The following is a 25,501-nucleotide window of genomic DNA, read 5'->3' as shown; positions in this document are numbered from 1 at the left end:
TCTTGGATACGAAATGAAGACTATCCAACGGCTGGCCCACGCTGCCTTCCAAGATTCCAAGACACTCCGTCACCACGGAGCATCGCGGAAAGATGCTGACCCAACCGCTGCTCGATCACGGGTTTCCATGGCACCAGCGAGAACCCCAAGCCGTTTTCGAGCATCGCATAGCGCCCACTGGAGAGCATGACGCTGCGCCGGTAGATGCCAGCCACGAGCTGCCCGTCGGTCACCGCACGATGTTCCAGGCCAGTTTTCGCCGCTATGTCCTTCGCAGTCTGCGCCAGTTCCCGGCTGCGCAGCGTGCCCAGCAGGTTGCGCGCCAGGACAATGCGCTGCCCGCGCCGCTGCGCCAGCCCCTGTTCTTCAAGGAAGTCGGCGCGCTGCTGCATGGCCTGCTTTGCGTCCCCGCCAAAGCCCAGGTCGCCCAGCCCACGGCCGCCGCCGATCAGCTGCTGGTCAAGCCAAGTCGCGCCAATGACGCGGGCCTGCCGCTCAATGGGCAGATGCGATTTCAGCGCTACGGCTACGCCGCCCAGACGCTGCGCGTCGAACTGGCGGCCACGCTCGGCCAGGTCGTCCGGCACCTTCCATAGCCCTTCGGCCACACGTTCCACGATGCCGGCCCGGCGCAGGGCTTCCAGCCGCCGGACGTGGGCAGCGACGACTTCCTGCGGGTCGCGTCCGGGCGTGGCCCGGCCCTGTTCGATGGCCAGGTGATGATCGGTGCGGTACAGGCCATCGCTCGCCAGCGCGACGATGTTCTTGTCGGCGGCGCGCACGTCGGCCGAACCCTTCACTTCCACCACCGCGCCCGTGGGATAGTTCGCCAGCTCGTCGCGGGCGTTCAACGCGACGTAGTGGGCCTTGCCGTCCACGCCGTCGATGACCAGATAGCCCCGGTCGTGCAGCTCGTCGGCCAGCCCCTTCGCGGCCACCCGGCCAAGGATGGTTCTGCCATCGTCGCCCGGCTCGAACACCGCCAGTTCGCGCGGCTGCCCGCTCATGGCCCGCTGCATGGTGCGGATGATGTCGCCGCGCTCGCCCAGGGCGCGCAAGGTCTTCTCGGCATCGGCATGGATTGCCCAGGTGCCGGGCTGCGTCTCGTCGGCTAGGCCCAGGCACAGCAAGCGTTGCAGGCGGCCGATCAGCAGCAGGCGCTGTCGCTGCAAGTTCGGCTCGTTGAAGCGTTCGATCTGCACACGGCCATCCTCGCCGGCCTCGCGTTGCAGCGTGCGGTCGAGGCTTGTCCACCGCTCCTGTTCCACCTCGCGCTGCAAGGTCTGCTGGATCTCCAGCTCGGTGCGCGGCCCCAGCCATTCCGTCGCCAACTCGGCGGCCCGGTGGCGGAAGCCGTGGGCGATGTAGTCGCCGGCGATGATGAGGTCTTTGCCGGTGTCGTCGCGCCCGCGCACGATCAGGTGGGTGTGCGGGTTGACGGTGTTCCAGTGATCGACCGCCACCCAATCCAGCCGCGTGCCCAGGTCGGCTTCCATCCGGTTCACCAGATGCCGGGTGTAAGTGCGCAGGTCGTCCAACTCGGCGCCGTCCTCCGGGGAGACGATGAAGCGGAAATGGTGTCGGTCGTCGGCGGCCCGCTCCTTGAAGGCATCGAGGTCGGCGTCGTCGGTCTGCGGCCCGTAGGCCCGCCCAGGTTCGCCATCGCGGCCGGCGCCGTCGCGCTCAATGTAGCGCAGATGCTTGGCGAGCGACTGCGGGCTGGCGTTGCGCTGATTGACCAGCAGGGTCTTGATGGTCACGCGCCGCGACATGGGGGTCAGCTTCGCACCTGCGAAACGCGCCGCCGTGTGGCCGCGCCCCAGGCGCGAGCCGGGGCGCTGGCCGGCGCGTGCGCCATTGCCACCGGCTGTGGAATGTCGCATCGAGGACTTGCCGCCGCTGGCCTTGCCAGCCTGCTTGAGTACCTTGGAAACGAAGCTCTGGCCCTGGCCCTGGCCCCGGTTCTTCGGGGCGCTTGGACGCACCCGGAAATCGTCGTCGCGGCGGTCGGTCATGGCTGCGCTCCCTGCAAGCTATGGCGTGTCCGGTCGTGCGATGCACGCGGACATGCCTGCATTGGCGCGACCCTCGCGCCCCACGCGGCACGGTGGCGAAGCCGCTGCGTGCCGCGCCACCCCCATGTGCAGACAGGCTTTCGACGCGGCCCGGTGCCGCGTCCTTTTGTCTTGCCTTCCGCCTTTGCCCTTCGCTGTCGCTCCGGGCGTCGGCGGCCCGGCGGCGCCGCTGCGTGAGCAGCCAGCCTGCCGGCGAACGCGCCAATGGCCGCAGGCCGGGCGCGTTCGAGGCAAGACGCCTGCACGTTGGACGGCTGCGCCGGATGTTGCGCGAAGTGCGGCGCGAAGGCGCCCACACTGCACGCGCGACGACACGGCAGCAGCCAGTAGAACGACATGCCCGATGGCACGATGAGATGCGCGGCAACGTGCAGCGAATCGGCGGCCATCATGGGCGTGTCTCTAGCCAGATCGGGTGCGCAACGCCGATCACGGCGGATGCGCTGACCGGGCCGAAATACCGGCTGTCGAACGATGCCGGATTGGTCACGCTCAACAGGAACAGTTCGCCCAGTTCGAGGCGGCGGCAAAGCGGCAAGGACGGCAGCGCCCGGCCCAGCCGGTCGGCAGGCAATACGGCGGCCGAAGGCACGCCGTCGATGCGTACTTGACCGGCGACGATGCAGACGTGTTGCGGCGCGACCGCGCCCACACGTTTGAGCAGCGGCACGCGCGTCGGCAGGTAGCCGCGCTGCGCAGCCAGCGCGGCGGTCATGGCCGGCAGCGGCACCAGCACGATGCTGCCCACGGACAACGGACGTGGCAGCGAGGCAGTGCGCGGGTCGAACGGGTCGATGCGATACCAGCCGACCGCCACGCTGTCGGACGGGTTGTAGGTCAGGCGCGGCAGCGGCGACACGAAAGCCGCCCAGGCCAGCGCAGCGAAGCCGCAGGCGGTCAGGCCCGCCAGCACGATGCGAGCGCGCAGGCGCGAGCGAGGACGCGGCGCGGGGCCGGTCGTAGAAATGCAGGTCATGGGAATGTCCTTCCGGCCAGCCAAGCGGCGTGCCGTTCAATGCTGTATTCGGGCAGCGGCAAGCGAGCCGCGAGCCGGTTGCCCAGCGTGCGCCAGTACGCGTGCGAGACGGCAGACGGGGCGATGCCCAGCGCCTCGATGGCGTCGATGCGTTCCAGCACGGCGCGCACGCTGGCGTCGCCCTCGGCGTGCAGCAGCAGGCGTGCGCCGGGCCGCACGCCGGGGATGCGCTGCAAGGCATCCAGCGGCGTGCCAGCCTGCATCACCATGATCTGCCAGCGGATCGTGCCGTAGTCGTTGGCCTGCCAGCGCACGCGGCAGAACATTGCACGCGACAGGAACACCGCGCAGCGCCGCCAGCGGTCGAGCTGGAGCGTGCGCACCGGTTCGCCGAAGCGCAGGTAGAGCTTGAAGCGCGGTTCGATGTAGGCCAGCGATACGCGCGTCAGTGGCACGTTGTCGGCCTGGCCGGCGAGTACCGCGAGCGACGGCGCAGCCGGAGGCGATACGGCAGCCGTGGCCGTGTTCGCGGCGGGTGCAGCGGATGCGTTCATGGCGTGTTCTCCGTGCGGATCTCGGGAAACTCCCGTTCCAGCAAAGCGCGCAGCAGTTCGGCCACGGTCACGCCCCGCGTGAAGGCCGACACCTTGATGCGCGCCCGCATTGCGGGCGTCACGTCGAGGGTCAGGCGCGCGGTGTAGAGGTCGCCCTTGTTGAGCGCATCGGCGTCGCCCTGGCGAATCCACGCCTCGGCGTGTGGGTTCGCGGGCGGCCGTGCGCCGATGCCGACGCGCTTGCTGCGTGGTGGCTTCGCTGTCATGTCGGCCACCGCAGCAGTTCATCCACCAGCGCGGCGATCTCGCGCGCGGCGGCGCTGTCCGGCGCCGTCTCGCGGGCGAGCCGGCCAGCGGCCACGCTGTCGGCGAAGACGATGCGCTGCCGCACCTCGGCGCGCAGCGCCGGCAGCGGCTGTTCGGCCAGCGACTGACGCGCCTCCCGACCGATCACCGTGGTGCTAACGCGGCGGTTGATGACGAAGGCCGCGCGCAGTGCAGGCCGAAACACCTGAGCCTCGCGGATCAGCGCCACCATCTCGGCGCTGGCCCACAAGTCGTAGGGGCTGGGCTGCACCGGGATCAGCACGCGCTCGGCCGCCAGCAGTGCGGAGCGCGCCAAGGCGGCGATGCGCGGCGGGCCGTCGATGATGACGTGATCTGCCCGCCTGGCGAGTTCTGGCGCCTCCTGGTGCAGGGTTTCGCGGGCGAGGCCCACGGCGCTGAACAGCCGGGGCAAGCCTTGCTGGCTTCTGCGTTGCGTCCAGTCCAGCGATGAACCTTGCGGGTCGGCATCCAGCAGGATGACCGACTGCCCGCGCATCGCCAGTTCGCCCGCGATGTGCGTGGCGAGTGTGGTCTTGCCGACACCGCCTTTTTGGTTGAGCAGCGCGACGATCATTGCGTGGCCCTCCATGCTGGAAAGCCAGGCTTTGCCTGCCGTGCGAAACGCTGTTCGCTGTGCCGTTCGGTGGTTGTCCACTGAATCGGCGCGCTTCTACTAAAAGTTAGAGATTTATAGTTAGGTAAGTTAGAGGGAACGCAAACCCGCGCCGTTATTGGCTTTCCGGCGTTTCCGTACTCCTGATAGCACGATAGGCGTACTCCTGATAGCACGATACCCGGTACTCCTGATAGCACGAGGCCGTCCACAGGCTTTACCGCAGTTATCCCCGTGCCGTGGGCGGCACGGGCCGGAAGGTCAGCAGCTCCAATCCTTCGTCCGGCATCGCCTCGATGCCGAGGACGTAGCCGGGCAGCGACTGCCGCGCCACCAAGGCGCGCAGGTCGTAGGCGAAGTCCGAGAAGCGTGCCGCGCTGCCGGACTTGCGGTGCAGGTGCCGAAAGTCGAACTGCCAGCCGTGTTCCTGCCGCCCGCCGTGCTTGCGCACGAGGCGGTACAGCCACCGCTCGATGCCGCCCTTCAAGCGGAAATAGGCCGGGTCGATGGTCAGCACCAGAGCGGCGTCGAGCACGCCCGCGTAGAACCAATCCGGCAGGATCAATTCGATGCCCAGCGGCACGCCGCTGGCGTCGGCCAGCTCGCGCCATTCGTTCACCCAGGAAAAGCGATGCAAGCGCCTTCCCGTGGTTTCGCGGATGGACGTGGCCACGCTGGTCGATTGCAGGCGATCCAGCGCGGCTTTCAGGCGCAGGTAGTCGTTGAGGGATGTTCCTCGTCCAATGAAGCGCAGGATCTCGTAGGGCGTGGCGCGTATCCAGCGCGACGGGCGAATGCCCGCGTCGCGCGCTTCCACGATCTGCGAGGCGGCCCAAATCAACACGTCGGCATCCCAGATGGTGGCGATGCCATGCTCGGCCGTGCCCTCCACCCGGATGGTGATGCCGCCCGCTCGGAAGTCGATCGGCGCGGTGCGCCGCGACTTGGCGAGCGAGAAGAACGGGAAGGCCATCAAGTCTTGGCTGTCGCGCGGTGCCATGTCGCCCGGCAGCGCGCGGAACAGGTCGAGCTGTTCGCGCTGCGGCAAGGCTTGCCCTGGCGGGCTGGACATGGCGATGGCCACCGGCGATGCGCCGATCAGCGCGCACGGCTGTCGGCCGAATGGTTCTCGGCGTATTCGGGATCGGACGTGGCCTCGTAGCTGCGCGCATCGGCCCAGGCATCGAGGTCGCTTACGGCGTACATGACGCGCCGGCCGAACTTGCGGAACTTCGGGCCACCACCGATCACGCGCTGCTTCTCCAGCGTGCGAGGGCTGAGGCGCAGATACTCGGCGGCTTCGTCGTTGGTCAGGTAGCGTTGGGGCTGCGCGGGCGCAGCGACAGCAGCGGCGGCAGGCCGCAAGGGAGCAGGTCGCATGGGATGTACCTCCATCAAGCCCGGCCACACCACGCGGCCGGATAGAGGCACTTTCAAGAAAGCTAGGCTTCTTGCTAAGGGACGTTCTTCAAGGGACGCGAAACGTCCCCCCTCTTATCTCCGCTAGTGCAGCGGGAACGGCGGAAGCTGTGCCAGGCGGCGGTAGCCGCCGCGCATCAGCGCATTGCCACGGCGCACCAGCCGCCGCACGCGGGCACGCAAGGCACTGTCCTTGTGCCAGTCGGCCGCGACGGCATCCGCGCCGAACAGCCCTTCGGCCACTTCGCGCAAGGACGCGCCCGCCAGGGTCGCGTCGAGTGCCTGGAGCGTGTGCAGTTCCAGCAGCGCGGCAGGCGTAGGCCGGGAGCGGGCCGCCGCCGCAGGCGCGGCAGCCGTCGCCACGGCCAGCGCGTCCAGCTCGGCCGCGAGCGTGCGATAGCGCGCGCAAGGCGTGGCGCAGGCGCGGGTCGCGTAGAGGTAGGCCATGCCGTCTTCCATCCCTGGCCCGAGGGCGAGCCGCAGGCAGCAGCCCGGCCAGTGCGACTCCAGCACCAAGCGCTTGCCGTCGTGGATCAGGTGTTTGCGCCCAGGGACGCGCCAGAACTCGAAGGCATAGGCATCGGGCGGCGGATCGGCATCGGGGTAAAGCTGCACCACGGCATCGTGGTCAGGGAACCAGGCCGGATGCGCGTCGCGCGCATCCAGGGCCGGGTCTTCCAGCAGGCGCAGGCCCCAAACCTGCGCCGCGTCCGGCCTGCGGCGACGGCGCAGCCAGTCGCGCCGGTAGTCGGGATTCCTGCGCAGGTATTCCCAGGCCAGCGCGGGGCCATCGAGATGCAGCGTGTAGAGATACGCGGCGGTCGGATACCAGTGTGCGGCGCTCGAATCAGCCATGACGCAACCTCCTGTCGATCAGCAGGAACGTCGCTATGGATTTCGGCTTGCGGGAGCTACCGTTTCAACATCAAACTGCCATCAAGATAGGGGTAAGCTGTAACTTGTGGTGTCAAGACCGATTCGCTCCGGTGCATTGCCAAAATCGTCTGAATGCGACGGCTGCACCGTCGGAAAATGGTGCGCAGCACTGGACACCGTGCCGCAGCCCGCGCCAAAGATCGTGACTGTTTCCAACACAGTCGCACCGCTTCGGTGCAAGAGTGCGGAATCAGACCCGCATGGTCTCGACTAAGACCGAAATAGTCACAATGCGCCTCGGCTGGACGGGCTGCGCCAGGCTGCCGCGGCAAGCCGCGCAGGGCTCGATCAATCCGTGATCGAGCCGTTCTCCTGGGCCAGCCGGACGCACTCCGACAGCGGGCGTGTTGCCTGGAAATACCGATCCCGCCGCACCGGCAGCTTGCGCGGGCCGACGATGCCGGCCAGGTCGGACAGCTTGATCGTGCCCAGCGCCGGCATCCCGATGCCGAGGTCGATCAGACCGTAGGCCGTGTCGCCATCCGCAGGATCGAGCGACACGAGCAGCCAGGTCGCATGCGCGTCCGGGGTGAACAGCCGCACCACGGGCAGCGGGTCGAGGTGCTGGCCGGCAGCGCGCGCCGCGCCGTGGGCCAGCATCCGGGCGCGGTCATCGGCAGTGACAAGCGGCAGGGTCATGGCCGGAACCTCCACGAAACCGAGGACGCGCGGATGCGCTTTTGTGCCGAAGCGCAGAACCGCCGAACCGTATCCGTGCATCCGTGCGCAAGCATCGATACGCAAACCATCGCATCCGTAGAAGAACGGAAGCGTACAAGCGGAATTGTAGAAACCCGGAAAGACACGGATGCGATTCCCCGGTTCTGTCGGAATCCGCATCTGCGGATTTCCGTAAAAGCACGAAAGCGAGCCTTTCAGCCACGAATGAACACTTTAGATTGTAGCCCTATTGGGTGCAATGGGCTGTCATCTTGGTTTTTACGGGGGAACCAAGTTGGTGGCAGCGAAACATTCATTGGCGACGGCCATACGGACAGTCAGGAAAGCGCGCGGCTTGAGCCAGGAAGCGTTCTCCGACGTGTCCAGCCGTACCTATATGAGTTCGCTGGAACGTGACTTGAAAAGCCCGACCATGCACAAGCTGGTCGAGTTATGCGAGGTCATGGAAGTGCATCCGCTCACGCTGCTGACGCTGGCCTATGCCGGCGACAGCACGCGCAAGACCGATCAGCTTCTGGCGCAGGTGCGGCAGGAGCTGGAGGCGGTGTTGAAGGAGCGTGATGCGCCGTAGGCGTATCGCGTGGATTGCCCTGCAAGCGGCAGCGCGCAGCAGGCGCGAAGGCGTGAGGGATTGAAGCCGCATGGCCGTGACGGCGTGCCGGCACGGGGCGCCGCCCGAAAGCCCGGCGGCGCGTGCAGCGCCGACACGCCATATCATGTGCATGCTGTCCGGGGCTTCGAGCCATCCGGCCGTCACCGATGCAATACCGGCCTTCGACGTACCAGAGTGGAGTGATTGCCAACACCTCGTGCGTGCCGTCCTCGCCTTGGATCAGGCGGGCATAGACCGTCGCCGGGAACGAAGGATCGTCGAGGGTCACGGACACGTAGGGCCGTTCGGCCTTGCTGACTTTCTGCCACCCCGCGCCGATGTCGTGGCCCGTCGCCTGCACGCGGAAGTCGGGGGCGCTTTCGTTGTCGCCCTTGTCGTTGGGAACCAGCTTGACCTTGACGTTCAAGGTCAGGGTGCGGAGCGTGCCGGTGAAGCCGTCTTTCTCTGCGGTGAAGGTGCCGATGTTAGCCATGATGATTTCTCCTGCGGGTTAACCAAGGTCGCGCCCATCGCGTCCTTGTTGTGATCCGTCCGGCGGGGGATGGGCTGGCCGCACCGCTTGCGGTCGAAACGTAGTGGAGAACCTGGAAGCGAAAAGAATTTGTCCCGCGAGGAATGCGCGCAGCGCAGGGGAAATTGTTTTCGCTGGAAGGTTGCGGCCATGAAGCGCCAAGGCGCAGCCGTGCTGCCGCCAGGATTCACAACGAGACAAGGACGCAGGGGCCGACCGTCCCGCCAAGGAGAGATGGCCGACTCGGCATCCCCGCATGACGGCTGCAGCGGCTCGCGCCCTGATGCGGGCCGGGTCAATGCCCCAATGACCGAGTGGAAGCGCTCCTGCCGCAGCCTTGGGCGGTGGGCTTGAGGCGTGGTGTGGAAGCTCCATAGCGAGGCCGGGCGGCGTGTCCGTGAACCGTCCTTCGTGACGTGGTTGCGCTGAACCGCCAGCGTCGAGGACGGCACGCTTTCGTGCAACCTGTCGCAGCAGGCCACGGCGTAGCAGGCCCGCGTCCCGCCCATTGCGGCGGGGCGTTATCCGGATCGCGGCGTGTAGCGCCGCCACATTGCTGGCCTTGGCCGTTTCTCGCGTGCTGGCCCGCATGCACGCGGCCACGCCGCCGTCTGGTCGAAGGCGGCGGCGTGGCGATTTTGGCTTTTGGGCTTTGACACCGGGCGCGGCCACTGCCGCGCCCGGATTTTTGACCACCAGCCCCAGGCCGGAACGGTCTGGGGCTGGTGCGATTGGGGGTTATTCCTTCGTCTCGATGATCCACCAGATCGAACGCGGCAAGGGCTGACCGCTGATCGGGTGCATGTCGGTCAGGTCGGCGCGGGCCGTCCAGCCGCGAGGCGGACGATAGCTGCGCACGTCGCCGCCGCCGTGCCAGCGGCGGGCGCGTACCGTCCCGGGGGTATAGACCGCCGCCATGTGCGGGCGGGCAGTTGGGGGCGGGCTGTTCATGGGAAGGCTCCGGGCTTGCCGAAGCGCCCCGGCCGAAACCGGGGCGCATGGCGGTGGCGAAGGTCACGCGGCAAGCGCGTGAGGCTGCGTCTCGTCGTCGGCGTCGATGGCGTCCGGCTCGTCATCCGCCACAACCTGCGGGGCGTCCTGCGCGCCTTCGGCCTTGAACACGGTTGGCATCCAGCCGGTGCCGTCCGCCAGCCGTTCGGCTTCGCTGGCAATGTCGCCTTTCTTGAGCTTTGCCAGCCGGGTGACGTGCGACGGCGCGAACGCGCCCACGGCTTCCAGAATCGCGGCCTTCGGCACATGCCGGAAATAGCCCTCTGCGGTCGGCTTCCACCATGCCGCCATGTCCAGCCCCACGGCCTGCGCCAGTTCCGCGCCGGGCTGGCGCTGCGTGGCGCGAAGCGTCACCACGTCCACCGTGGAAGCCACGCACACCGCCAGCAGCCGCACCAGTTCATCTTGCGGCTTCGCCAGCAGCACCGCGAACAGTTCGGCGCTGTCCTGCGGCAAGGCTTCGCCCGCCACCTGTTGCAGTTCGCGCAGCGCCACGGCGGCGGGCGATTCGGGCCAGTCCGGGGCCATGCCTTCCAGCCGGTCTTGCACTTTCAGGCTCACGCCCAGCGGCAGGTCGTGGCCGTAACGGTGTTCCTGCAAAACGTTCTGCACCATGCCATGCACCACGGCAGCCAGCGCGACTTGCGGATGCCGGGCGACTTCGATTTGTAGCGCGGCGGTGCGGTGCGCGCTCAACCGCTGCGCCAGCCGGTCGGACATGGCGGCGGTCTTGGGTGCATCGTCGGCTTTCTCGCCTTCGTCGTCGTTCCCGGCTTCGCCTTCGCTGCCGAAACCCTGCCGCAAGCGTTCCAGCGTGCGTAGCGCCTTGGCTTCGGCTTCGCGCATCAGGCCGCGATGAGTCACGGCTTCGCCGCTGCGGTCGATGGTGACGATGGCACCGGCTGCGGCCTTCACGTTCGCGCCGTAGTCCAGCAAGCCATCTTCCAGCGCCTGCAACTGCTCGCCCAGGGCTTCGCCATCCTCCTGCAAGGCATCGGCCTTTTCCTCGTCGTCGGCGGCCAGCGCGGCATCCACCGCCTCGGCCAGTTCGTGCAGCTTGGCTTGCAGCTTCTCGATGCGTGCGGCTTCGCGCTTGTTCGGTTCGCGGCGTTCCCTCGGGGCGCGTTGGAAGGCGTGCAGGTCGGCATGGGTCGTGCCGGGCGTGGCATCCACCCATGCCCATCCCTCGGCCTTCACCTCGGCGGCGATGCCTGCCAGCTTGTCTTGCGCCAGCCGTTCCAGCAGCGCAGCATCGGTCAGATACACGCCCGCATCGCCTTCGGCGAACAGGTCACGGCGGATGCCGCCGCCTGCGGCGTTGTAGGTGTCCAGCCCGACGAAGCGCACCAGCGGATGCAGGTAGGCGTCGATTTCGCGTTCGGTCAGACGGTCGCGCAGCGCGGACGGCTGGCGCTGCCACGTCGGCGCATCGTAGAAGGCGCTTTCCTGTGCGGTGTGGTCGTCGGTGATGGACAAGGCCATCAACTGATCGAGCGCGACGGCATCGGCGCGGTAGTCGGCCAGCAGGCGCGGCGATACGTTGGCGAGTTTCAAGCGGCGCTGCACCACCAGTGGCGTGACGCTGAAATCCGCCGCTATGTCCTCGATGCTGCGGCCCTCCATCACCAGCGCGGCGAATGCCTCGAACTGGTCTGCCGGATGCATGGCTTCGCGCTGCACGTTCTCGGTGAGGCTGGCCGTGCGAGCGGTGCCATCGGCCACTAGCAGGCAAGGCACTTCCCATTCCTTGCTGATGCGGCGCTTCTTCGCCAGCAGCTTGAGGGCTGCGAGGCGACGGCCACCGGCTACGACTTCGTAATGCTCGCCATCGGCGGCGGTAATCACGATGAGGTTTTGCAGCAGGCCCACGCGCTGAATGGACGCGGCCAGTTCGGGGATGGACATGCGCGGGGTTTTGCGCACGTTGCGGCCCGTGGGGCGCAGCACCAGCCGCGACAGGGGAACCAGAATCAGGTTCTTGCTCGGGTCGGCGGCTTCCAGCGGGATAGCGGCGGCGGTGTTGATGGCGCGGGCTTCGGTTTGGGTAATGGCGTTCATGGTGTATCTCCAATCGAATGAAACAAGGAATGGAGGGGAAACCGCCCCTCCGGCGGGAGGGACGATTCAGGCTTTGAGGGCGCGCATGCCATCGGCCAGCAGCCACAGGGCGCGGTTCAGACGGATGTTTTGGTCAATGCCCTGTACCGGGCGCGTGCTATGCCTGCGGCCATTCGTGGCGCGGCCATGCAATCCGCCTTTGGTCAAGTTCTCCTGCGTGCGGTTGAACACGCTCCACAGGTCTGGGCGGCGGTCGTCGAACCGGCGCGGCATCAGGATTTGCAATTCCGTGATGGGTGCGGGCTTGTCCGGGTCGTCGTACTTGAGGGCCAGCGCGGCGCGGGCGAACACTTCGGCCTCGCCATCGTCCAGCGTGATACCGCGCATCAGGTCGCGGGATTCCTTCACCTGCTCAAAGCCGCCCAACACTTGATAAGCGCCTTCGATAACGAGCCCGGCCACGTCGCCTTTGTGGGGTACACGCACATCTGCCACGGTGTCGCCGCAGACAAGGCCATTGCTGCAAACGAAGCGGAACATCCCGGCCAGCATCTGATAGCTGCTCGTCCCGTCATGGGAATTGAGCAACACGATTTCATTGGCTTCCGCACCGTTGATCTGGCTGGCGTGGCGCAGCCGGATCATGTGCTTGGTGTGCTCGCGCTTGCCTTCATTGCGCACGCGGGTCTGCGTCACCATGAAGGGCTGAAAGCCTTCCTTGCGCAGTTCGGTCAGCACGGCGGCAGTGGGGATGTAGCTGTACCGCTCGGAACGGCTCTCATGCGGGGCGTCCGCGAAGATGGACGGCGCCACGCGCAAGATTTGGTCATCGGACAGCGGGGAATCGCTGCGTAGCGACGGGGAACGGGAAGCGAAACGGGAGGCGAGTTGCATGGTCTTTCTCCTGACAAAGGGTTTGCTGTTGAAACCGCACACCGGATTCCAAGATTCGGAGCCCAGCCTTTCGGCTGTTCGGTGCGGTCGGCACGAAGAACCCGGTTGGCCTCGTTGCCACCGTCTTTCCTGAGTTCATCGCCCGCGACGGTCAGGAGCGCGCGGACGGGGGGCCGTCAAGGAGACAAGCGCAGGGTTGGTGCGGCCCACAGGCGCAGCCGAGGACACGGCCCTGCGCGCCTTGACGGCACACGGCCGCGGGCTACAGTCGCGAGCAAGGTGATGGAGTCAGGAAAGATGGCTGGACAGGCAACGGCCGCCTCGATGTGCTGACCGCACGGCAAGCGAAGCGCGCAGGCCCGGATCTGGAAGCCGGGCCGGAGGCGTCAGCCGAGCAGAGCGAGGGAACGATGGAAGCCCGAATGGGACGAGACGCCGCAGGTGGCTCGATGCGCAGCACGACAGCGCGACCGGCCATGTTTCTTGGCCGGGGGCGCCCAGACTTCAAGGCGGAGAGAACAACAGACGCAATTCAGGCCCGGATTGGAGGGCCGAGCAGAATCCTAGAAAAGAATTCTTAGCACCCTGTACTATGAAAGCTTATTTTGCTCCGACTCGATTTCCATGAAGAAGAAACTATTGATAACCGTCGGTGCCGGCGCTTCGCTGGATTTCGGCCTGCCCTCCGTCAGTGCTGTTGACACGTTTTTCGACGGCTGCGCGAGCAAGAGTCACCCATTAGCGGACAATCCCATTTCCAACCTGTACCGACATTGTCGGGACGCGATCAATGCATATTACGGTTGTGCGCCGAAGCTAGGCTTGCGGAAATGGGCAAATTTCGAGGAAGTGCTGTACCAACTCAACCTGTTGGTCCCCTACCTGTCTGACCTCAATCGGCTACACGGATCAAATGCGTTGCTTACGGCCAATTCTTTGCCGGAGGTGATGCACTTCGGACGGGATAGGAAAACTGTCGATGGGGCGGTCTTGGGAAATTTGACCAGTACGTTGATGAGCGAATTGGTCAATCACTTCATCGATGCTTGCGCTGGCGCGAGCACGGCGAAGGCTGCCGAAATCGCCGAACTCGGGCAATTCCTGGCTGCACTGCAGGACGAGTACGAGATCGGCATCATCACGCTTAACTACGACAACCTTTTTACCCAAGCGTCGCCGGGACTTCATACCGGCTTTGACGCTGCAGGCAAGTTCGATCCTCTGTCCGTCCTAGCCCGGACGGACTGGAATTTCATCTACCACCTGCATGGTTCGGTGCATTTCGCGATGACAGGCATTGCGCACGACATGCACGGCATCACCTGGGCGGATACGCCATCGAAGGATCACACGGTCCATGCGACTGGTCGCAACAGTCAGGATTCAATGGAGGGGACGACCTATCCAATGTCCCCCATCGTGGCCGGTTACGGAAAGACCCAACAGATTCTGCGGCAACCGTTCCGCACGTACTTCGCGCAGGTCAACCGTCTAGTGCATGAAGCCGATAGTCTGCTCTTCCTCGGATACGGCTTCGGCGATCTACATCTGAACGCGGCATTCTCCGAGGTACGAGACCGGCATCGCCCAATCGTTCTGGTCGATTGGGCCGACGACAATCAAGACCCGCTTCCGTGCCGACAGGACACCTGGGCCTACAACCTGTTCAAAACCCTTCCCGGCGATGCGCATTCCATGAGTTCTGTGGGGCACTCGGCACCGGCCTATCTTGGCGATCTGCGTGCAGCACGCGAGCTGGAAGTCTCTAACAACCCGACGTATCCGTTGGCTGTTTGGTACAACGGCATGCTCGAAGCCTGTCGGCATCCGCAGAAGATACTGAAGCATCTTCGATAGCTGCTGCTGACAGTCGGCTCCTATAGCACGCAGGGTTTTGCCCCGGAGGCAAGCGCAGGGCCGGAAGTGCGAAAGACTCGGTACCGGGTACAGCAAAAAAGGTGCGCCGCCCCGCAGGGACGACGCACCGAAGCCTGCACGGCGCGATCAGCTCGCCGCTGGCGCCACCATCGACTGCAACTGGTCGATCACGCCTGGCTCGACGAATACGCAAGCCTGTTTGTCCTCGATCGGCACATTGAACATCTGGGTGAACACTGTGCGCCGCAGATGGGCCAGCCGTCCCGTTCGGTACGCCTGCTCGGGCTGCATGCGCCCGTCGGCTTGCGAGCCGCTACGCTGCGGGTCACATTCAACCAGCGCGACGAAGCCATCATCCGCCAGCTTCTGATGCTCGGGGCACAGCCCCCAGCCCGTCGTCGTATGGTGCTCCATGCTCGCGCGCAGGCGCTTGTCCAGCAGGATGGAGCCGGTATCGAATGGCTTGCCGCAGACCAGGCAAACGTGCTGTTCGAGGGAAACGTGTGATTTGTCGTTCATGACGATCTCCGGTTGCTCGGGCGGAATTGCCCGGAACCGTCGCCAGCACGGCGCAGCGCAAGCGGTCAGGGGTCGAAGACGGCCGCCAGGACGCCAGCGCGCAAGGCGCGCGCAGCCCTTGACGGCGAGAACGACGTGATACGGTGAAGGGAACAGCAAGACCGCCTCACTCCACCACCCACGCACACCTGCCTTCGGCAAGTGCGCAGCACGCGCAGGCCCACGAGGGCCGGAGCTGCACCGTCAGGCGCAGCAAAAAAAGGGGCCGAAGCCCCCTGGATCAGAGCAGGCCGCGCTCGGCGAATGACGTAGTGGCCTCGCCACCGACGACGATGTGGTCCAGCGTCCGCACGTCCACCAGCGCCAGGGCTTCCTTGAGGCGCTGGGTCAGCAGCTTGTCCGCCTGGCTCGGTTCGGAGTTTCCGCTTGGATGATTGTGCGAAAAGATCACTGCCGCCGCGTTGTATTGCAGTGCCGTTTTCACCACTTCGCGCGGATAGACCGATGTCTGATCGATGGTGCCGCGAAACATCTCCACGTATTCGATCAGACGGTTCTGGCTATCGAGAAACAAGGCAGCGAATACCTCATGCTCGAAGCTGGCCAGTTTGGTGCGCAGGTAGTCCTTGACCAGCGCCGGTGAAGTAAACAACGTCCCACGCGGAATCTTCTGGTCGATGACATACCGCGCAGCTTCCAGAATTTGGTCGGCAGTCGCCGGCAGATAGCGCCCCCGGTTGTCACGCACCAGCAGCGAGGAATCGAGAGACAGAGAAAGTTGCGACATGATCGTGCTCCGGTTGCTCGGGCGGAATTGCCCGGAACCGGCTTCAGCACGGCGCAGCGCAAGCAGTCAGGGGTCAGCGACGGCCGCCAGGACGCAAGCGCGCAAGGCGCGCACAGCCCTTGACGGCGAGAACGACGTGATACGGTGAAGGGAGCAGCAAGACCGCCCATACCCCGCCCGCGGAGACGACGGATGGGCAAGCGCAGCGCGCAGGCCCACAGGGCCGGAGGCGTCAGGGATCAAAGCCGGATGGCCGCGACTCGCCACGAGGCGCGGGGCGTCGCCCGCGAGCCCGACGGCGGTACGCCGGGACGACCGTCATACACAAAACCACCTGGAGAGAATTCGCTGCACAGCGAATATGGCATTCATGTCGAATATTCGGTATAGTGCAGTTATTCGCTGAACAGGAAATAACGGCCACCATGACCGAATCAACCTTTGTGGAACATGCCCTGATCGAACAGCTCTTGGATTCACTCCGGGAGTTGCCGGACGTGCATGCCGAGTTGACTCAGTCGGAACCTGCTGTTCAAGCCGCTGGTCGCGTCGACGCGAAGATTGATCTGCACGTCGCCGGTAAATCGATTGTCTTGCTGGTTGAGGAAAAGAAGTCCGTCTATCCCCGAGATGTGCGCCAGGCGTTGTGGCAATTGAAGTCGCTGCAGCACGGTCACTACGCCGATGTGCAGCATATGCTGATCGCCGAGTCGCTCTCACCGGGGGCGAAAGAATTGCTCAGAGCCGAGCGCATCGGCTATTTCGACAGCGGCGGAAGCCTCTTCCTGCCGGCCGCTGGTGCCTACGTCTATATCGACAAGCCGGCTCCGAAGACTTTGGAAAAGTCGGTGCGATCACTCTTCTCCGGCCGGCGTGCCCAGGTTTTGTATGCGCTTCTAGTCAATCATGAGGAATGGTTTGGCGTTACCGAAGTAGCCGAACGGGCGCAGGTGGCGCCATCCACGGCCTCGGACGTACTGAGTGAGTTGGAGCGGTTCGACTGGTTGGTGTCGCGTGGACAAGGACCGAGCAAGGAGCGGCATCTGAGCGAACCAAATGCGTTGCTCGATGCTTGGGTGAAGCAGTTCGCTACGCAGCGCGCGCCAGTGCTGCGCCGGTATTTCGTGCCCGGATTGAAATCTGATGCACTGATTGAACGGCTCGGCCAGATGTTCGATGCGCATCAGGTCGCTTACGCGGTGAGCTACGAAGCCGCTGCACAGCGCTATGCCCCCTTCTTGTCCGGCATCTCACAGGTGCGAGTTCGACTGCTACCCAGCACCAGTGCCGAGACGGCAATGGCTGAGCTGGGTGCGCGCGTCGTCAATGAAGGGGCGAACCTCGCGGTCATCGAGACGAAGTCGGCGGGAGAACTGTTGTTTCGGCAAAACGTCGGGGGCGTTTGGCTGGCCAGTCCAGTCCAGGTCTATCTCGACCTCTTGCGCGGTGAAGGCCGCGCCAAGGAAATGGCCGAGCACTTACGCGAGGAAAGGATTGGCTTCTGATGGCAAAACCTGCAACGTTCGACGGCTACAGCGACCAGTTCACGGTGGACTGCGAACGCGTCCTCGTGACGCTGCTGCGCGGACTCGGGCCGTGGAAGGAGTCGGTCTACCTGATCGGGGGACTCACGCCGCGATATCTCGTTGCCGAGCGGCCCCCGGTAGTGCCAGCGCATGCAGGCACGCTGGACGTGGACATTGTGATCGACCTGCAAATCCTAGCTGATACCGAGGCCTATCACACACTCGAAGACAACCTCAAGAAAATGGGTTTCGAACGGGCCGAGAACAGCGCCGGTACAAAGCTTTCCTGGCGTTGGCAGACCCGCACTGAACATGGCGCGTTGATGGTGTTGGAACTGCTGGCGGATGCACCGCACATCGCTGGCGGCAAGGTACAGCCATTGCCGACCGAAGGCACGATCTCTGCGCTGAACATTCCGTATTCGTCCATCGTTTTTGACCTTCACCAAGTCACCGAGATCCAAGCTGAACTCCTCGGTGGCAACGGAATCGCGACAGAACAGATCAAGCATGCAAACCTCGTCAGCTTTACCTGCCTGAAGTCGTTCGCGTTCGATCAGCGCTTCGAACGCAAGGATGCGCACGATCTGATCTATTGCATTGAACACGCATCCGAAGGACTGGACACCGTGGCTGCGGCTTTCCACAAGGAGCGCAACGGCAAGCACGGTGCCGTCGTCGAGGCCTCGCTGGCGATCCTGCGCAACCGCTTCGCAAGCGACGAGAAAGCCGAGGGCTATCGCAAGGATGGTCCGGTGTCGGTCGCCAAGTTCGAGCTGGGTGAAGGCGACGAGCCAGAGCAACGTGAGGCGAGGACGTTGCGGCAGCGGCAGGCCTGCGACGTAATCGAACAACTCCTTGCCCGAATCAGATAAGGAGCACGTATGGGGATCAAGGCGATATTCGTAGGCATCAACAAGCATCTCGATACCTCCATACCCGAGCTGGGCGGAGCGCGCCGTGATGCTACGGCCCTGTGGGCACTGTTCACCGATACGATCGAAGGCTTGAGTGGCCGCCTGCTCGTGGACGAGGCTGCTACCCACGCGGAAGTGTCAGGGGCCATGCTCGGGACCTTGGCCGCCGCAAGTTCAGATGACGTGGTGGTTATCGCGTTCGCGGGACACGGTTCTCCGGATGGCAACTTGGTGTTGTTCGACACGAACGCGGGCGACCTGGCAGGGACGGCCTTATCAATGGCTGGCTTGGCGGACGCCTTCAAGGCGACCAAGGCCCGCGCTGTCCTATGCATCCTCGATTGCTGTTTCAGCGGCCAGGCGCCGGCGCGCGTGCTGGAGACGATGGCACGCCCGCGCAACGCATTCGCACTTACGGGCATCTATGGCGAAGGCCGCATCCTTCTGGCCGCTTGTGCGACGAATGAATCCGCTTGGGAACAGCCCGGCACCGGGCATGGCTTGCTCACCCACGCCGTGATTGAGGCTTTGACCGGCGCGGCAGGCGACTCAGTCAGCTTTCCTGAGATCGCCGGGGAGATCATCCGACTGGCGCGTGTGGAGGCCGAGCGAATCAGCGTCACGCAAACGCCCGTATTCTTGGGCAGTGTGCAGGGTGGTCTGACGTTCCCGGCGCTCAAGCGCGGCGACAACTACGCTGCGGCTTTTCCTACAAGGGCTGTCCATCAAATGTCGGGATCGTTTGCGGAGTTTTCCGCCCACGGCTTCCCGCCCGAGATTGTCGAGAGGTGGGCTACCGACTTTCCACAGGGCCTCAACGCGCTGCAACTCAAGGCGGTGAACGAGTTCGGCGTGCTCAACGGAAACTCCTTGTTGGTTGTTGCGCCGACAACTTCCGGCAAGACGATGGTCGGCGAAGTGGCGGCGATTCAGGCGGTCACGTCTGGCAAGAAGGCGGCATTCCTGCTGCCCTATCGAGCGCTCGTCAACGAGAAGTTCGAGGAGTTCACTGAGCGCTACTCGGCCGCAGGACTGCGCGTGGTCCGCTGCAGTGGGGATGCCACCGACGGCATCGGGCCCGTTTTGGCTGGGCGCTATGACCTGGGCTTCTTTACCTATGAGACCTTCCTCAACCTGGCGTTGGGCTCGCCTCGTCTGCTGAGTCAGCTCGGCCTGGTTGTGCTGGACGAAGGGCAGTTCATCACGGACCCGCAGCGCGGCATCACGGTCGAGCTGATTTTTTCCCTGCTCTTGCGGGCCCGGCAGCAAGGCATCGAGCCGCAGCTCGTGATCCTGTCCGCGGTCATTGGCAATCTGAATAGCTTCGATCGCTGGCTCGGTGTTCCGCTGCTGTTGTCGCGCGAGCGGCCCGTGCCGTTGATTGAAGGCGTTCTTGACCGGCGAGGAACATTCCAATACGTCGATACCGACGGGGCTACGAAGACCGAGGCTTTACTATCTTCGCACCGCATCGTGCAGCGTCGCGACAAACCCAGTTCGCAGGACGTGATCGTGCCTCTGGCGCAGCAACTGGTGGGTCAGGGCGAGAAGCTACTGGTGTTCCGCAACATGCGTGGTCCGGCCCAGGGGTGCGCGAAGTACCTCGCCAAGGAACTTGGCCTGCCGCCGGCCAGCGCTGTCCTGGATGCACTCCCTACCCAAGACCTGACCGGCGCATCGCAGGACTTGCGAGAATGCCTGGCCGGCGGCACCGCATTCCACAACACCAATTTGCTGAGGGCTGAGCGCGAGGCGGTCGAGAGAGGATATCGCAGCGCCACGGGTGGCATCCATGCTCTGGTCGCCACCACGACCTTGGCCGCCGGCATCAACACGCCGGCCTCGACGGTGGTGCTCGCCGAAAACGAGTTCGTCGGCGAGGACGGCCGGCAGTTCACGGTGGCCGAGTACAAGAACATGGCTGGTCGTGCTGGGCGACTCGGCTTTAATGAGACCGGCAAGGCAATCATCCTGGCGGACACGCCCATGGAACGTGCGCAGCTTTTCCAGCGCTATGTGCTGGGTATCCCTGAAGACGTAAGGTCTTCCTTCCAGCAACGTGACCTGCCGACATGGACGCTGCGTCTGCTCAGTCAGGTGCGCGGCGTCCGTGCTGACGAAATCCCGGGCCTGCTGGTCAACACTTTCGGAGGGTACTCGGCATCTCGCGCGAATCCGCAATGGGTTGCGATGGTGGAGCGGGACGTGACTGCTCTGGTTGATCGCCTATTGCAGGCAGGGCTTGCCGAGCGCGAAGGCGATCTCATTCACCTAACGCTCCTTGGGCGCGCGTGCGGTGCTTCGTCCCTGTCGTTCGAGTCGAGCTTGCGCCTGGTCGAATTGATGGGGCGTCTGAACATCGCGCAGACACCGCCCGGCCACATCCTCGCGATGGTCCAGGTGTTGGATGAACTGGATGCCATCTATACGCCGGTCATGAAGAAGGGGCAATCCGAAAGCGTGCGCGTTGGAGAGACGGCACAGCGCTTCGGGCACCAGATGCCTCAAATGCTGCAGCGGTACTGTCGTGACCAGATCGAGTTTTGGGCACGATGCAAGCGTGCCGCGCTACTGCATGATTGGATTGAGGGGACGCCCGTCGATGTGCTGGAGAAGCGTTACTCGACGACGCCCTTTGGCGGTGCCATCGGCTACGGCAACATCATCGGCATTGCCGACGCGACTCGTTTTCATCTGCGTTCCGCGCATCAGATTCTGGCAACGCTGTTCCCCGATCAACCTGATTTTCTTCAAGGTCTGGACGAAATTCTTCAGCGGCTCGAATTCGGCTTGCCGTCCGACGCACTGCCACTCACCAAGGTTTCGGTGCGGCTGACGCGCGGCCAATACTTGGCACTGCTGTCTGTGGGTGTCCGCAATGCTGAGGATCTGAACAATTTGGACGACGATCGGTTGCGCCAGTGTGTGGGGTTGGGTGCAGCCGCATTGTTGCGGCCAAAGGACGCCATAGCCGGCGCGACGCTGTATGCACAGGGAGAAGACCAATGATCTTAGCCGACAACGAAACCAAGGTTGATCTGCTGAATAACGAGGCCATTGCTACCACGATCATAGGGCTGCTTCGCGCGAAGCCCGACCATCCGGTAACGATCGGGGTACACGGCGATTGGGGCGCGGGCAAGTCCAGCGTGCTCGAAATGATCGAGGCGGGTTTCGCCAACACGGACGATGTCCTGTGCCTCAAGTTCAACGGCTGGCGATTCCAGGGATTCGAGGACGCGAAGATCGCCCTAATCGAAGGGATAGTGACAGGTTTGGTCGAAAAGCGCCCAGCCCTGACCAAAGCTGCGGCCGCCGTCAAGGATGTGTTCAGCCGAATCGACTGGCTGAAGGTAGCAAAGAGAGCTGGCGGTTTGGCGATGACTGCCTTCACTGGCATACCAACACCTGACCAAATTGGAGCCATCGTCGGCTCGCTCGAAGCGTTGGTAGCGGACCCGGCCAAGATTGCAACGAAGGAAAACCTCACGGCGGCCGTGGACGAGGTGAAGGCTGTGCTGAAACCGGGCGAGTCCAAAAACGTGCCGGAGGAAGTGGAGGCGTTCCGCAAGGCGTTTGACCGACTTCTAAAGGACGCCGGTATCAAGCAACTTGTCGTCCTGATTGATGACCTCGACCGTTGCTTGCCTGACACCGCCATCGAAACCCTCGAAGCCATTCGGTTGTTCGTTTTCACTGCGCGGACCGCATTCGTCGTCGCGGCCGACGAAGCGATGATCGAGTACGCGGTGCGCAAGCATTTCCCCGATCTGCCTGACAGTACCGGGCCGCGGGACTACGCGCGCAATTACCTCGAAAAACTCATCCAGGTTCCGTTCCGCATTCCGGCACTGGGCGAGACCGAGACACGGATTTATGTCACGTTGCTGCTGGCGGGCGCCGAAATCGGTGAGGACGACGCGGACTACGCGAAGCTGATCAGCGTGGCGCGGGAGAAGCTGAAACGTCCTTGGACCAGCGGCGGTTTGGATTCTGCGACCATCAAGACAGCGCTAGGCAAGCAGGCCGAGAAGGCGAATAACGCGCTCGCACTCAGCGATCAAATCGGCCCCATTCTGGCAAGCGGCGCGAAAGGCAACCCGCGTCAGATCAAACGTTTCCTCAACACGTTGCTGCTGCGCGAGCGCACTGCGACAGCGCGCGGATTCGGTGACGACATCAAATTGCCCGTACTCGCGAAGCTCATGCTCGCGGAACGCTTCATACCACGGCTGTTCGAGCAGATCGCGTTTGTCGCAGCGGTTCATCCGCACGGATTTTGTGAAGACATCGATGCCCTGGAAAAGCACTTGGCGACGGCTGACGGTAAGGAGCCACAAGCTGGTGAGCGAAAGGGGCAGAAGTCCGTCGAACCAACATCCATGCCTGACAACGCCGTGTTGGCTGAGTGGAAATCCTCAGAGACGATATGCGACTGGGCGTGCTTGTCGCCGAAGCTATCGGGTATCGATTTGCGCCCCTACTTGTTCGTGACCAAGGATAAGAAGGACTACTTCGGCCCGGTATCGGTGCTGGGGCACTTGGCTGGTGTGGTGGAAAAGCTGTTCGGCGGCAAGATGACTGTTCAAAGCTACGAGGCCGAGTTGAAGCAGCTCGTGCAACCCGAAGCGGAGAAGGTATTCGAGGCCGTGCGTACAAAGATCATGAGCACCGGCGCTTTCGACACCAAGCCGCCGGGTATCGATGGCCTGGTGGTTCTCGTGAAGGCGCAGTCTGGCTTGCAGACCCGGTTGATGGATTTCCTGGAGGCGCTGCCAAGTGGCAAATGTGGCCCTTGGGCCGTCAGCGGCTGGCAGGGCGTTATCAAAGATGCTGACTGCGCCGCCCGCCTGACGAAGCTGCTGGGCGATTGGAGCAAAGCCACCAACAACCCCGGCCTGAAGGCCAGCGCCGAAGCGGCGCTTAAGGACATGAAGGGAGTGCGCTGATGGGAACCTCGACGGCTTACGGTGGCCCTGGCGGCGGAACCCCGCTCGTCCCGTCATGGCTGGGTGGCAGTGAGGGTGGTGACGCTCCTCCCACCCCTACGGGTGCGGGCGCAGGCCCCGATGGTCAGCCTCCTACGGATGGCGCTGCGCCCCCTGCACCGCCAAACCGGCCGCCTATTCCGAAAACGGCGGACCCGCAACGCTTCTCGGGCGCGCGCAACAGCTTCACCCGATTCGCCGGTTCTGGCGGCAGTGATCGGGCTAGTCTGGGGCGTGCCGTATCAAAGTACGTTTCAACGTCTGCCGGCGGCGCACGCCAAGCTGCGCAACGTATGGGCGCCTCTCGTGGGGCCGGCGCACGACTTCTTGGCTTCTTGGCCGATGCGCAGGCGCGCGGTGTGCGCGAGGCGTTGCGTGCGCTGGACTTGGAGTCGTTGGCAGGTCGTCCGATCACCGAGATATTCGTGGGCTTGGCCGACTACATCTGTCCGGGCGCCGGCACGGTGGATGAAGGAATTGCCCGCGAGGCATACATCGAGACCATCGTTGAACTGGCAAGTGAAGGGCTAACTGATCTAACCACGTTTACGCCGGATCAGATGCAAACGGTTTTCGAGTTGTACGCCACTCACGCGATAGAAGCACGCATATGCAATGACATCGGCACCAAGGCCGTGACCATGCCGACAGACGCGCAAGCTGCGCATCGCGTCGAACAGCAGCTGCGCGATTTCATCCGTGGCGGAGTGAGCGACGCGCTGACGCGGGCCCGGGCGGAGACTCCCAATCTCACGCCCGAGCGAATTCAGGTCTTCGTAGACGCCGTGTACGAGTCCGCCTTCGCGATCTTGCAAACCCTTGGTGATGCGGAGGCCAACCAATGAAGCGACAACTCTTAGCGGGCCGCTTCGGGCCTGACGACAGTCTCGATGTTGCAGTTGGTACCGATGAACAGAGGACGTACCTACAACTCGTCGCCGGCGAAAAGACCTTGGATCATGGTATCGGTGGCGCGCTGACGAGCCTGAAAAAGATCGGCGTGTTTCCCTCTGAGATCGGCATAGATCTGCTGGTGCTGGCCGCTCATGTCCATGCAGCGGATACCCGCATCTCACGTGCTGAGCAGTCGCAGGATTCTTGGACGCGCGAGATACGCCTGGTCGTTCCGGTCAGTGAACCTGCTCGCTGGGCTGCGGCAGGACCAACGCTGAAGAAAGCGCTGGACTTCTTAACGGGCGACCGCTGGACGATTGGGTTCAGGGCACGTCCGGTTCGGTTCGCAACGATCGCCCAGGTGGCGCCTCCAAGCTTGATTGCCCCACCATTTGATTCCGTCAGCCTGTTCTCGGGGGGATTGGATAGCTTGATTGGCGCCATTGATCTACTGGAAGACGGTGTCACACCCTTGTTGGTCAGCCATTTTGGCGAAGGCGCGACCAGCGACGCGCAGGGCAAGTTGTTCGCGGGTTTAAAGAAGCACTTCAACAAATCGTCCTTCGAGCGCCTGCGGGTCGGAATGACCTTTGTGGATGGACTTGTGGAAGATGTTGGTTCAGAGAACAGCACGCGCGGTAGGTCGTTCCTATTCTTCGCGCTCGGGGTATTCGCCGGTACAGGGTTGGGACGCCATTTCATTCTGCGTGTGCCTGAGAACGGGCTCATTGCTTTGAATGTGCCCTTGGACCCACTACGGCTCGGATCGAACAGCACCCGCACCACGCATCCTTACTACATGGCTAGGTGGAACGACCTGCTCGGCATACTCGGCATAGACGGCGAGATCCGAAACCCGTACTGGGACAAGACGAAGGGCGAAATGGCCACAAACTGTCGGAATCCCACACTGTTGAAGAATTTGGCAACCGATTCCTTGTCGTGTTCATCCCCGACGAAGGGGCGGTGGCAAGGACTTGGCATCGAACACTGCGGCTATTGCCTTCCGTGCCTGATCCGTCGTGCTGCCCTGACTACGGCATGGGGTGTCGGAGGTGACGCGACGACATACACTGTGGAAGACCTGCACGCACAGCCGCTGGACACGCGCGAATCGACAGGAAAACAGATCAGATCATTTCAGTACGCGATTGAGCGCCTCCGTGCAAGACCGCAGCTTGCGAATCTGCTGATTCATAAGCCCGGCTCCCTCGCGGACGAGTCGGCTCATCTCAATGAGCTGGCCGATGTCTATCGGCGAGGCCTTGGTGAGGTCGAGCGTCTGATCGATGGTGTCGAGGCAAGACCGAGTTGACGAGGATGC

The 25,501-nt window shown here is 63.8% G+C and carries 22 protein-coding genes and 1 pseudogene; 8 read left to right on the top strand and 15 right to left on the bottom strand.

What is annotated here, in order from left to right:
* Positions 1-20: 20 nt before the first annotated feature.
* The 9 genes from AC07R0_RS10510 to AC07R0_RS10470 form a co-directional block, all read right to left on the bottom strand.
* A complete protein-coding gene (locus tag AC07R0_RS10510) occupies positions 21-2,015 on the bottom strand; it encodes a DUF3363 domain-containing protein (protein WP_495104779.1) in 1,995 nt (664 codons plus the stop codon).
* A 448-nt stretch (positions 2,016-2,463) separates the two neighbouring features.
* On the bottom strand, positions 2,464-3,051 hold the full coding sequence (locus AC07R0_RS10505) for a S26 family signal peptidase (protein WP_495104778.1): 588 nt from the start codon (positions 3,049-3,051) through the stop codon (positions 2,464-2,466).
* Positions 3,048-3,605 (bottom strand): DUF2840 domain-containing protein, encoded by a 558-nt coding sequence (locus AC07R0_RS10500; protein ID WP_495104777.1) that lies wholly within the window; start codon positions 3,603-3,605, stop codon positions 3,048-3,050. Before AC07R0_RS10500 ends, AC07R0_RS10505 begins: the two co-directional genes overlap by 4 nt.
* Entirely contained in the window at positions 3,602-3,871 is a 270-nt protein-coding gene (locus AC07R0_RS10495) for a chromosome partitioning protein ParB (protein WP_105807197.1), read from the bottom strand. Before AC07R0_RS10495 ends, AC07R0_RS10500 begins: the two co-directional genes overlap by 4 nt.
* Positions 3,868-4,506 carry a ParA family partition ATPase gene (gene parA, locus AC07R0_RS10490; RefSeq protein WP_182060299.1) on the bottom strand — a complete coding sequence of 213 codons (639 nt, stop codon included), beginning with the start codon at positions 4,504-4,506 and terminating at the stop codon, positions 3,868-3,870. Before parA ends, AC07R0_RS10495 begins: the two co-directional genes overlap by 4 nt.
* 265 nt (positions 4,507-4,771) lie before the next feature.
* Complete coding sequence (locus AC07R0_RS10485; protein WP_105807196.1) at positions 4,772-5,617, bottom strand: replication initiator protein A; 846 nt, start codon at positions 5,615-5,617, stop codon at positions 4,772-4,774.
* Between the two features lie 26 nt (positions 5,618-5,643).
* On the bottom strand, positions 5,644-5,925 hold the full coding sequence (locus tag AC07R0_RS10480; RefSeq protein ID WP_043291169.1) for a helix-turn-helix transcriptional regulator: 282 nt from the start codon (positions 5,923-5,925) through the stop codon (positions 5,644-5,646).
* A gap of 123 nt (positions 5,926-6,048) precedes the next feature.
* Complete coding sequence (locus tag AC07R0_RS10475) at positions 6,049-6,819, bottom strand: DUF2285 domain-containing protein (RefSeq protein WP_105807167.1); 771 nt, start codon at positions 6,817-6,819, stop codon at positions 6,049-6,051.
* Positions 6,820-7,188: 369 nt separating this feature from the next.
* Positions 7,189-7,539, bottom strand: a complete 351-nt coding sequence (locus AC07R0_RS10470; protein WP_495104919.1) for a DUF2958 domain-containing protein — start codon at positions 7,537-7,539, stop codon at positions 7,189-7,191.
* A 319-nt stretch (positions 7,540-7,858) separates the two neighbouring features.
* Between AC07R0_RS10470 and AC07R0_RS10465 the strand changes: the two genes are divergently transcribed.
* Positions 7,859-8,152 carry a helix-turn-helix domain-containing protein gene (locus AC07R0_RS10465; protein ID WP_105807198.1) on the top strand — a complete coding sequence of 98 codons (294 nt, stop codon included), beginning with the start codon at positions 7,859-7,861 and terminating at the stop codon, positions 8,150-8,152.
* 229 nt (positions 8,153-8,381) lie between these two features.
* Here AC07R0_RS10465 and AC07R0_RS10460 read toward each other — a convergent pair.
* From AC07R0_RS10460 to AC07R0_RS10445, 4 genes and pseudogenes are all read right to left on the bottom strand, one after another.
* Positions 8,382-8,666: pseudogene (locus AC07R0_RS10460) on the bottom strand (DUF736 domain-containing protein); the annotation flags it as partial.
* A gap of 777 nt (positions 8,667-9,443) precedes the next feature.
* Positions 9,444-9,656, bottom strand: a complete 213-nt coding sequence (locus AC07R0_RS10455; protein ID WP_495104776.1) for a hypothetical protein — start codon at positions 9,654-9,656, stop codon at positions 9,444-9,446.
* A 63-nt stretch (positions 9,657-9,719) separates the two neighbouring features.
* Positions 9,720-11,774 carry a ParB/RepB/Spo0J family partition protein gene (locus AC07R0_RS10450; protein ID WP_495104775.1) on the bottom strand — a complete coding sequence of 685 codons (2,055 nt, stop codon included), beginning with the start codon at positions 11,772-11,774 and terminating at the stop codon, positions 9,720-9,722.
* Between the two features lie 66 nt (positions 11,775-11,840).
* Positions 11,841-12,668, bottom strand: a complete 828-nt coding sequence (locus AC07R0_RS10445) for a DUF932 domain-containing protein (RefSeq protein ID WP_495104774.1) — start codon at positions 12,666-12,668, stop codon at positions 11,841-11,843.
* A gap of 624 nt (positions 12,669-13,292) precedes the next feature.
* Here AC07R0_RS10445 and AC07R0_RS10440 point away from each other — a divergent pair.
* Positions 13,293-14,525 carry an SIR2 family protein gene (locus AC07R0_RS10440; protein WP_495104773.1) on the top strand — a complete coding sequence of 411 codons (1,233 nt, stop codon included), beginning with the start codon at positions 13,293-13,295 and terminating at the stop codon, positions 14,523-14,525.
* Positions 14,526-14,672: 147 nt separating this feature from the next.
* On the opposite strand, the gene AC07R0_RS10435 is transcribed toward AC07R0_RS10440, so the two are convergent.
* Both AC07R0_RS10435 and AC07R0_RS10430 read right to left on the bottom strand, forming a co-directional pair.
* Complete coding sequence (locus tag AC07R0_RS10435; protein ID WP_495104772.1) at positions 14,673-15,065, bottom strand: ATPase; 393 nt, start codon at positions 15,063-15,065, stop codon at positions 14,673-14,675.
* A 280-nt stretch (positions 15,066-15,345) separates the two neighbouring features.
* Complete coding sequence (locus AC07R0_RS10430) at positions 15,346-15,852, bottom strand: JAB domain-containing protein (protein ID WP_495104771.1); 507 nt, start codon at positions 15,850-15,852, stop codon at positions 15,346-15,348.
* 425 nt (positions 15,853-16,277) lie between these two features.
* On the opposite strand from AC07R0_RS10430, the gene AC07R0_RS10425 reads away from it, so the two are divergent.
* From AC07R0_RS10425 to qatC, 6 genes are read left to right on the top strand one after another with little or no spacing between them, the layout of a single operon-like run.
* A complete protein-coding gene (locus AC07R0_RS10425; protein WP_495104770.1) occupies positions 16,278-17,357 on the top strand; it encodes a type IV toxin-antitoxin system AbiEi family antitoxin in 1,080 nt (359 codons plus the stop codon).
* The gene (locus tag AC07R0_RS10420; protein ID WP_495104769.1) at positions 17,357-18,253 is read left to right on the top strand and encodes an antitoxin; all 897 of its coding nucleotides are present in this window, start codon (positions 17,357-17,359) and stop codon (positions 18,251-18,253) included. Before AC07R0_RS10425 ends, AC07R0_RS10420 begins: the two co-directional genes overlap by 1 nt.
* A gap of 9 nt (positions 18,254-18,262) precedes the next feature.
* Positions 18,263-21,304, top strand: a complete 3,042-nt coding sequence (locus AC07R0_RS10415) for a DEAD/DEAH box helicase (RefSeq protein ID WP_495104768.1) — start codon at positions 18,263-18,265, stop codon at positions 21,302-21,304.
* Positions 21,301-23,244 (top strand): Qat anti-phage system ATPase QatA, encoded by a 1,944-nt coding sequence (gene qatA, locus AC07R0_RS10410; RefSeq protein ID WP_495104767.1) that lies wholly within the window; start codon positions 21,301-21,303, stop codon positions 23,242-23,244. Before AC07R0_RS10415 ends, qatA begins: the two co-directional genes overlap by 4 nt.
* The gene (qatB, locus tag AC07R0_RS10405; protein WP_495104766.1) at positions 23,244-24,128 is read left to right on the top strand and encodes a Qat anti-phage system associated protein QatB; all 885 of its coding nucleotides are present in this window, start codon (positions 23,244-23,246) and stop codon (positions 24,126-24,128) included. The genes qatA and qatB overlap by 1 nt, the downstream gene beginning before the upstream one ends.
* Complete coding sequence (gene qatC / locus AC07R0_RS10400; protein WP_495104765.1) at positions 24,125-25,492, top strand: Qat anti-phage system QueC-like protein QatC; 1,368 nt, start codon at positions 24,125-24,127, stop codon at positions 25,490-25,492. Before qatB ends, qatC begins: the two co-directional genes overlap by 4 nt.
* Positions 25,493-25,501 lie beyond the last annotated feature (9 nt).

The organism is Rhodoferax sp. GW821-FHT07F03, assembly GCF_059418745.1.
Note: the sequence above shows the minus strand (reverse complement) of the source record. Positions and strands in the feature narration are given on the sequence as shown.